This is a genomic window from Quisquiliibacterium sp., assembly GCF_982640115.1.
In genome coordinates, this window is sequence record NZ_CEXFHW010000163.1 from 1 (window position 1) to 8,773 (window position 8,773).

Sequence of the window (8,773 nt, forward strand, 5' to 3'; positions counted from 1 at the left end):
CCACCCCCGAGGCGCTGGGCAGGCATCTGGCGGCCGAAGTCGCACGCTGGGGCCCGATCATCCGCAAGGCGGGCGTGTACGCCGACTGACCGTGGCCGTACCCATGCGCGCGCTGCTGCAGGAGGCCTTCCACGCCGCGGTGGCCGCAGCCGATCCACTGCGGATGCTGGCCGCGCACCTGCCCTCGCCGGCAGAGATCGCCGCCCGCACCGCCGCCGGCGGCCGCACCGTGGCCGTGGGCGCGGGCAAGGCCGCCGCATCCATGGCGCTGGCCCTCGAGCGGCACTGGCCCGAGGATGCGCCGCTGTCCGGTCTGGTGGTCACCCGCTATGCCCACGGGCTGCCCTGCCGGCGCATCACCGTGCGCGAGGCCGGCCATCCCATGCCCGATGCCGCCGGCGAGCAGGCTGCCGAGCAGATCGCGGCGCTCGCCGCCTCGCTCGGGCCGCAGGACCTGCTGGTGGCGCTGGTTTCGGGCGGTGGTTCGAGCCTGCTCAGCCTGCCGGCCGAGGGCGTGCCCATGACCGAGCTGCGCCAGGTCACCGGCGCGCTGCTGGCCAGCGGCGCGCCCATCCAGGAGATGAACATCGTGCGCAAGCACCTGTCGCGCATCCAGGGTGGGCGGCTCGCGCAGCTCACCGCGGCGCAGGTGCTGGCGCTGGTGGTGTCCGATGTGGCCGGCGACGATCTCTCGGCGATCGCCTCGGGGCCGTGCGCGCCCGATCCCAGCCGCTATGCCGATGCGCTCGATGTGCTGCGGCGCTGGGAGGTGACCGCGCCCCCCGCGGTGGCCGCGCACCTGCAGCGTGGTCTGGCCGGCGAGATCCCCGAAACCCCCAAGCCCGGCGAACCGGTATTCGCGCGGGTGAGTCATCGGCTGGTGGCCACTGCCCGCGGCTCGCTGCTCGCGGCGGCGCGGGTGTTCGAGGCGGCCGGCATCCGCCCGGTGGTGCTGGGCGACACCATCACCGGCGAGGCCCGCGATGTGGCCCAGGTGATGGGCGCGATCGCCCGCGAGATCGCCGCCCATGATTCGCCCTTCGCGCGGCCGGTGGCGCTGCTCTCCGGCGGGGAGTGCACGGTCACGGTCCGCGGCACGGGGCGCGGCGGCCGCTGCACCGAGTTCCTGCTGGCGCTCGCCCGCGAGCTGCAGGGCGTGCCCGGGGCCTGGGCGCTGGCCGCCGACACCGATGGCATCGACGGGGTCGAGGACAATGCCGGTGCGCTGCTTGCACCCGACACCCTGACCCGCGCGGCCGCGCTCGGCCTCGATGCCCGCCGCCGGCTCGACGACAACGACGGACACGGCTTCTTCTCGGCGCTGGGCGACCTGGTGATCACCGGTCCCACGCGCACCAATGTCAACGACTTCCGGGCCATCGTGCTCCTGCCATGACCAGCACCCTCACCCTGCGCCGCCCCGACGACTGGCATCTGCATCTGCGCGACGGCGATGCCCTGCGCGCGGTGGTTGCCGCCAGCGCGCGGCAGTTCGCCCGCGCCATCGTGATGCCCAACCTCAAGCCGCCGGTGACCACGCCGGCCGCGGCGCGGGCGTATCACGGCCGCATCCTGCAGGCGCTGGCGCAGGCCCGTGCCGCCGGCGAGATCGACGCGCTGGCCGCGGCCGAGTTCCAGCCGCTGATGACCCTCTATCTCACCGACAACACGCCCGTCGCCGACATCGTGCAGGCGCACGCCGAGGGCCTGGTGAAGGGGGTCAAGCTCTACCCGGCGGGCGCCACCACGAATGCCGATGCCGGGGTGACCGACATCGCCCGGGTGCGCGGCGCGCTCGAGGCGATGCAGCGCTGCGGTCTGCCGCTGCTGGTGCATGGCGAGGTGACCGATGCCGACATCGACCTCTTCGACCGCGAGCGGGTGTTCATCGACCGCGTGCTGCTGCCGATGCGCCGCGACTTCCCCGGCCTGAAGGTGGTGTTCGAGCACATCACCACCCGCGAGGCCGCGCAGTATGTGGCGCAGGCCGACGAGCTGACCGCGGCCACCATCACCGCCCATCACCTGCTCTACAACCGCAACGCGCTGTTCATCGGCGGGGTGCGGCCGCACTGGTACTGCCTGCCGGTGCTCAAGCGCGAACAGCATCGCCAGGCGCTCATGGCGGCGGCCACTGGCGGTCATCCGCGTTTCTTCCTGGGCACCGACAGCGCACCTCACGCCCGTCACCTCAAGGAGCATGCCTGCGGCTGCGCCGGCTGCTACACCGCGCCGCACGCGCTCGAGCTGTATGCCAGCGCCTTCGAGGCCGCCGGCGCGCTCGACCGGCTGGAGGCCTTCGCCAGCCTCAACGGGCCGGCGTTCTACGGGCTGCCGGTGAATGAGCGGACCATCACGCTGCGGCGCGAGACCTGGACCATCCCGGAGAGCCTGCCCTTCGGCGCCGATGCCATCGTGCCGCTGGCCGGTGGGGAATCGATCGGCTGGCGGCTGAGCGACTGAGCCTGGCGCGTGGGCCGTCTGCGTCGCCGGACCGCCGCATCGAGCCCGGCATGATCGAGCTGAGCGCGCCCTGGTATGGGCCGTATGCGTCGGCGCTCGCCGAACTCGCGCCGCTCGCCCGGGATGGCCACTGGGCCGACTGCCTGAACGCGCTCAATCGCCGCGCGGCGCAGGCCGACCTGCGCAACGCGCGGGGCCTGCCGGTGCGCTTCACGGCCGAGGCGCCGGCCGAGGGCATGGCCTACGAGGCCCGTATCCACCGCGACGGCCTGGTGCACACCCGGGCGGGCGAGGGCGGCTGGCACGACCTCTTCAACGCCCTGGTCTGGCTCGCATGGCCGCGCACCAAGGCGGCCCTGAATGCCTTGCAGGCCGACGAGATCGCGCGCCACGGCGTGGGCGGACGGCGCGGCGGTCTGCGTGACGCAGCCACGCTCTTTGACGAGAACGGCGTGCTGGTGACGATGCCGCCCGGCGCCTGGTGCGACGCCTGGTCGCGTCACGACTGGCCGGCGCTCTTCGTCTCAGGGCGCGCGCGCTGGCTGTCCGCGCCGCCGCTGATTCTCGGCCATGCCCTGCTCGACAAGCTGCGCGCGCCCTACAAGGCGGTGTGCGGCCATGCCTGGCTGCTCGAGGTGGGGGCGATGAGCGCCGAGGCGATCGACGCACCGGGTGCCCCGTCGGGCCCGGAGGTGCCGGCCGTCCCGCCCGCGAACCCCCGAGCCGTCCCTTCCCTGGATGCGCCGCTTGCCCCGGACCGGCTCGCGGCCCTCGATGCCCGGCTGGCCGCCGCCCTGTCGGCGGGCGCGCTCGCGTCAGGCCGTTTCCGGCCGCTGCCGGTGCTCGGCGTGCCGGGCTGGTGGCCGGCCAACCAGGACCCCGTCTTCTACGACGATGCCGCGGTGTTCCGGCCCCTGCCTCAGCGGAACGCCATCACCCCGTCGTCGAGCCGGCCGAAGCGCAGCGCGAGCAGGTCGAGCGTGTAGTTCTGGTTCAGCCGCCAGGGCTTGCGATCGCCCTGATGCGGCAGCCGCGCAAGCGCCCGCTGCACATACCCCGAGCTGAAGTCGAGGAAGGGCGCCGGCTTCACCGAGGGATCGGGGCGCGGCATGAACACCGACTGGCCCTGTGCCTGCAGGTGGCGCAGCAGCCGGCAGGCGTACTCCGCGGTCAGGTCGGCCTTCAGCGTCCAGCTCGCGTTGGTGTAGCCGAAGGTGGTGGTGAGGTTGGGGATGCCGCCGTACATCATGCCCTTGTAGACCATCAGCGAGGCGGGCTCCACCGGCACGCCATCCAGGCTCAGGCGCATGCCGCCGAGCACCGAGAGCTCCAGGCCGGTGGCGGTGACCACCACCTCGGCCGGCAGTTCGCGGCCGCCGGTCAGGCGGATGCCGTGCTCGGTGAAGCTTTCGATGGTGTCGGTCACCACCTCGGCACGATCGTGCCGGATGGCCTCGAAGAGGTCGGCATCGGGCACCAGGCACACCCGCTGATCCCAGGGGTGGTAGCGCGGCGTGAAGTGGCGCTCGGTGTCGTAGCCGGCCGGCAGCAGGGCCCGGACCATGGCGATGAGACGCCGCTTCGCGGCCTGCGGATGACGGCGGGCGACGCGGTAGAAGTACTGCTGCATCGCGATGTTCTTCAGCCGCACCAGGCGGTAGGCCCAGGTTGCGGGCAGCCAGCGCTTGAGCGCCTCGGCAATGCCGTCCACCGATGGGCGCGAGAACAGGTAGCTCGGCGAGCGCTGCAGCAGCGTGACCCGCGACGCGGTGCGCGCGAGTTCGGGCACCAGCGTGACCGCGGTGGCGCCGCTGCCGATCACCACCACCTGCCGGCCGGTGCAGTCGAGGTCGTCGGGCCAGAACTGCGGATGCACCATGCGTCCGGCGAAGCGCTCCTCGCCTGGCCAGTGCGGGCGGTGGCCCTGGTCATAGGCGTAGTAGCCGCCGCAGAAGAACACGAAGCGCGCCCGCACGGTGCGCGGCTCGGCCTCATCGGCGCGGCGTACCTGCACATGCCAGCGGCCCTCGGCGGCGCGCCAGTCGGCGGCGATCACCTGGTGGCCGTGGCGGATGAAGGGCCGGATGCCGTTCTCGTCGGCGGTTTCGGCGATGTAGTCGCGGATCGCCGACCCGCCGGCAATTGCCTCGGCTGCGCGCCAGGGCTTGAATCGGTAGCCCAGGGTGTACATGTCGGAGTCGGAGCGCACGCCGGGATAGCGGAACAGGTCCCAGGTGCCGCCGACCGTCGGGCGCGACTCGAGCAGGGCGAAGCTCATCGCCGGCAGCTCGCGGCGCAGGTGCACGGCAGCGCCCACTCCCGAGAGCCCGGCACCGACGATCAGCACATCGAGCTGCTCGTCGCCCGTCTGCGTGCAGGCCTCGCGCAGGAAGCCCGCGGCCTGCGTCACCGATCGGCGCGCCTCGGGCAGCAGGTGCAGCAGCTGCCAGACATGCGGCACATCGGGAAAGACCTCGAGGCTCACCGTGACACCCGCGGCCCGGGCCCTGGCCGCCAGCCGCAGCGCATCGTCGCGCAGCGCCTCGTCGGCACCCACATGCAGCAGGATCGGCGGCAGGCCGGCGAGTTCGCCGAGCAGCGGTGAGGCCAGCGGCTGTGCCGGATCGGCCCCCTGCAGATACGCGGCCACGAGGTGCTCGAGTTCGCCCGCAGGAAACATCGCATCGCGCTCGGCGTTGAGCACCAGCGACGCGCTCGCACCGGTGAGGTCGGTGGCCGGGGAGAAGAGCGCGGCGGCGTCGGGCAGCGCCTCGTCGGCCTGCTTCAGGGCGAGCATCAGACCCAGGGCGAGGTTGCCCCCCGCGCTGTCGCCCGCAACCAACAGCCGCCCGCCGCGGTGCGCGGCCCGCAGCCCGCGCCAGGCCGCAAGCGCGTCCTCGGGGGCGGCCGGGAAGGGATGCTCCGGCGCCAGCCGGTAGTCGGCCGCGAACACCCGGAACCCCTGGCGGGCCAGCGCGGCGGTGAGCGGACGATGGGTGCGCGGGCTGCAGCCCACGAAGCCGCCGCCGTGCAGGTAGAGCAGGGTGTGGGGCGCGTCGCCATGGGCGGGCTCCACCCACTCGCCCGCCACGCCGCCGACACTGGCCGGTGTGAACCGGACTCCGCCGGGCGCCGGCAGGGGATGGCCGAAGGCGCGTCGCACCCGCGCGATGTCGCGCATGTCGGCGAGCGCCGGACGCACCCGCAGGCGCACCAGCCGGGCGGCGATCCGGGCACGCCAGCTTGCGCGCCTCATGGCGTGGCGCCGTTCGGTCGCGGGCCGAAACCGGCGAAGGGCATGGTCCGGGAGCGCGAATGGCCGGGGCGGGCAGGGAGCAGGGCGGTCATGGCGGTATCTTGCCTGCTGAAACGCGCCCGTCCAAGCACGCCCCGATCGGGTTATCGTCCGGCTGCGCGGCCGACCGGCGCGTCTGCCGCAGGCCATGACTCATGCAACGGGACCCACAGCCATGAACATCCTGATCACCGGCGGCGCCGGCTTTCTCGGGCAGCAGCTGCTGCGCGCCCTGCTCGATCGCGGCACGCTCGATGCCGGCCGCGGCCCGCAGGCCATCGAGCGCATCGTGTGCTTCGACCAGACCGAGGGCGCGATCACCGACCCGCGGGTGCGCAACATCGCCGGCAGCATCGCCGATCCGTCGGCGGTGGCCGCGCTGGTCGATGCCGGCACCGCCGTCGTCGTCCACCTGGCCGCGGTGGTCAGCGGCACCGCCGAGGCCGACTTCGACCTCGGCATGCGGGTGAACCTCGACGGCACCCGCAACCTGCTGCAGGCCTGCCGCGCGCTCGGCCATCGGCCGCGGGTGCTGTTCTCGAGCTCCATCGCGGTGTTCGGTGGCGATCTGCCCTCGGTGGTCACCGATGCCACCACGCCCACGCCGCAGGGCTCCTACGGCGTGCAGAAGCTGATCGGCGAACTGCTGGTGCAGGACTACACCCGCAAGGGATTCATCGACGGCCGCGCGGTGCGCGTGCCCACCGTGGTGGTCCGCCCGGGCAAGCCCAACGGGGCGGCCTCTGGCTTTGCCTCGGGCATCATCCGCGAGCCCCTCGCCGGGCAGCCCTGCCTGCTGCCGGTGGACCTTGCCACCGAGATGTGGATGGCCTCGCCGCGCGCGGTGGTCGGCATGTTCCTGCGCGCCCTCGAACTGCCCGAGTCGGCCTGGGGCTGGAACCGGGTCCTCAACCTGCCCGGCCTGGTCGCGTCCATGCACGATGCCCTGGCCGCGCTGCGCGAGATCGGCGGCGATGCCGCGGTGGCGCTGGTGGAGCGCCGGCCCGATCCGGCAGTGATCGCGCTGGTGAAGACCTGGGCGGCCCGCTTCGAGACCCGGCGGGCGCGCGAGATGGGCTTCACCGCCGATGCCGATGTCATGGCGATCGTGCGCGCCTATGTCGAGGACAACCCTGCCGCGGTGGTGATGCGTCGCTGAGCGCGCCGCGGCGCCCGCGTACAATCGGCGGGCGGAGTGGGGCGGGCGATCGCCGGGGCAACCCGGAGGAAGGTCCGGACTCCACAGGACAGGGTGCTGGCTAACGGCCAGGCGCAGCAAGCCGAAAGGCCCAAGGCGACGGAAAGTGGAACAGAAAGATACCGCCCAAGCCCCTCGGGGCCGGCAAGGGTGAAATGGCGAGGTAAGAGCTCACCGCGGCGATGGCGACATCGCCGGCACGCCAAACCCCACCCGGAGCAACACCGAATAGGCACGCGATCCGGCTTGCGCCGGGCAGGGTGGTCCGCCCGAGCGTGCGGGTAGGTGGCCAGAGCGGTCGGGCAACCGGCCGCCCAGAGGAATGATCGTCACGCCGGGCAACCGGCGCACAGAATCCGGCCTACAGCCCCGCTCCGCCCCCCTTCCCGGCCATGCCCGCCGATCCCCGCCGCCGGGGTCGGTGCGGCGCGGCAGCGGCCCTCCCACCCGGCCCCACCGGCCCGGCACCGCCCGCGTTCGCTGCGGTTCGCCGCGGTTCGCCGCGCGCCGGCCCTTCGCGGACCGCCGGCCGGTTTGAACCGATGAATGGTTGCCGTCGCTGGCCGGCGACCCACCACGCCCCCCCGCCAGGCCGGACCGGGCGCCCGATGTCGCCCCGCAGTCCGGGCCTGCCACCCGCCGCAGGCGCCTGTCCGTCGGTCCCGGCGGCCGGGTTAAGTCATTGTCCTGACTGGAAAAACAGGTGTCTCGGCTTGACCCGTGCCGGTTTCGTCTCTACAGTGGGGGATCGTGTTTTTTTGTGGTGAGTTGTGGGTCGCCGTGCCATGACGGCGGAAGCCCACGCCAGTGGCCATGCTCCAGGGACGCTTCGCGTTGACGCTCGATTCGAAGGGCCGGCTCACCGTGCCCGCGCGTCAGCGTGACATCCTGCAGGTGCTCCACGAAGGTCGGCTGACCCTCACCCGTCACCCCGACGGCTGTCTGATGCTGCTGCCGCGCGCCACCTGGGAGCGCAAGCGCCAGGAGATCGCCGCCTGGCCCTTCTCGGCGCGTGCCTGGCAGCGCATCTTCCTGGGCAGCGCCAGCGACATCGAGATGGACTCCGCCGGGCGCATCCTGGTGGCGCCCGAACTGCGCGAGGCCGCCGGCCTGAAGACCGAGCAGAAGGTCATGCTGGTCGGTCTTCAGCACTACTTCGAGATCTGGGATCCGAAGGTCCTCGAGGACCAGGAGAACAAGGCGATCGAGGGCGGCCTGCCCGAGGCGCTGGCGAACTTTTCCTTCCAGGGCGAGCAGGGGTGATGCCGGATGCTGCCAAGCCGGGGCATGTTCCGGTCCTGCTCGACGCCGCGGTCGAGGCGCTCTCGATCCGCGCCGACGGCATCTACATCGACGGCACCTATGGCCGCGGCGGACACAGCGCCGCCATCCTCGCCCGGCTCGGCGAACAGGGCCGGCTGGTGGCCATCGATCGCGACCCCCAGGCGGTTGCGGCGGGCCGCCGCTTCGCCGACGAGTCCGCGGATCCCCGCTTTTCGATCGATCACGGCCGCTTCGCCGAGATGGCCGATCTGGCGGCGGCCCGCGGCCATGCCCGGGTCGATGGCGTGCTGCTCGACCTGGGCGTGTCCTCGCCTCAGCTCGATGACCCGGCGCGCGGGTTCAGCTTCCGTGAAGACGGGCCGCTGGACATGCGCATGGACCCGACCACGGGCCTGTCGGCCCGGCAATGGCTGCTGACGGCCCCTGAATCGCAGATCGCGGAGGTGGTGAAAGACTATGGGGAAGAACGGTTTGCTGTTCCCATTGCAAAGGCGATTGCTGCTCGCCGCCGGCAGGCTGGCGATGCCGCGTTT

The 8,773-nt window shown here is 72.6% G+C and carries 7 protein-coding genes and 1 other RNA gene; 7 read left to right on the plus strand and 1 reads right to left on the minus strand.

Features of this window, described 5'->3' with window-relative positions; translation table 11 throughout:
- Positions 1–103: 103 nt before the first annotated feature.
- From AC2H6A_RS15475 to AC2H6A_RS15485, 3 genes are read left to right on the plus strand one after another with little or no spacing between them, the layout of a single operon-like run.
- Positions 104–1,396, plus strand: a complete 1,293-nt coding sequence (locus AC2H6A_RS15475; protein ID WP_484274570.1) for a glycerate kinase type-2 family protein — start codon at positions 104–106, stop codon at positions 1,394–1,396.
- Entirely contained in the window at positions 1,393–2,463 is a 1,071-nt protein-coding gene (gene pyrC, locus AC2H6A_RS15480; protein WP_484274563.1) for a dihydroorotase, read from the plus strand. The genes AC2H6A_RS15475 and pyrC overlap by 4 nt, the downstream gene beginning before the upstream one ends.
- 50 nt (positions 2,464–2,513) lie before the next feature.
- Complete coding sequence (locus AC2H6A_RS15485) at positions 2,514–3,449, plus strand: DUF3025 domain-containing protein (RefSeq protein ID WP_484274564.1); 936 nt, start codon at positions 2,514–2,516, stop codon at positions 3,447–3,449.
- Here AC2H6A_RS15485 and AC2H6A_RS15490 read toward each other — a convergent pair.
- A complete protein-coding gene (locus AC2H6A_RS15490) occupies positions 3,383–5,719 on the minus strand; it encodes an alpha/beta hydrolase fold domain-containing protein (RefSeq protein WP_484274565.1) in 2,337 nt (778 codons plus the stop codon). The genes AC2H6A_RS15485 and AC2H6A_RS15490 overlap by 67 nt on opposite strands.
- 214 nt (positions 5,720–5,933) lie before the next feature.
- Here AC2H6A_RS15490 and denD point away from each other — a divergent pair, with 214 nt between their 5' ends.
- The 4 genes from denD to rsmH all read left to right on the plus strand — a co-directional run.
- A complete protein-coding gene (denD, locus tag AC2H6A_RS15495) occupies positions 5,934–6,917 on the plus strand; it encodes a D-erythronate dehydrogenase (RefSeq protein WP_484274566.1) in 984 nt (327 codons plus the stop codon).
- A 33-nt stretch (positions 6,918–6,950) separates the two neighbouring features.
- An RNA gene (rnpB, locus tag AC2H6A_RS15500) (RNase P RNA component class A) lies at positions 6,951–7,336 on the plus strand.
- Positions 7,337–7,769: 433 nt separating this feature from the next.
- Entirely contained in the window at positions 7,770–8,219 is a 450-nt protein-coding gene (gene mraZ / locus AC2H6A_RS15505) for a division/cell wall cluster transcriptional repressor MraZ (RefSeq protein WP_484274567.1), read from the plus strand.
- Positions 8,219–8,773, plus strand: a 555-nt coding sequence (gene rsmH, locus AC2H6A_RS15510) for a 16S rRNA (cytosine(1402)-N(4))-methyltransferase RsmH (protein WP_484274569.1), incomplete at its 3' end; no start/stop codon positions are given. The genes mraZ and rsmH, both read left to right, overlap by 1 nt.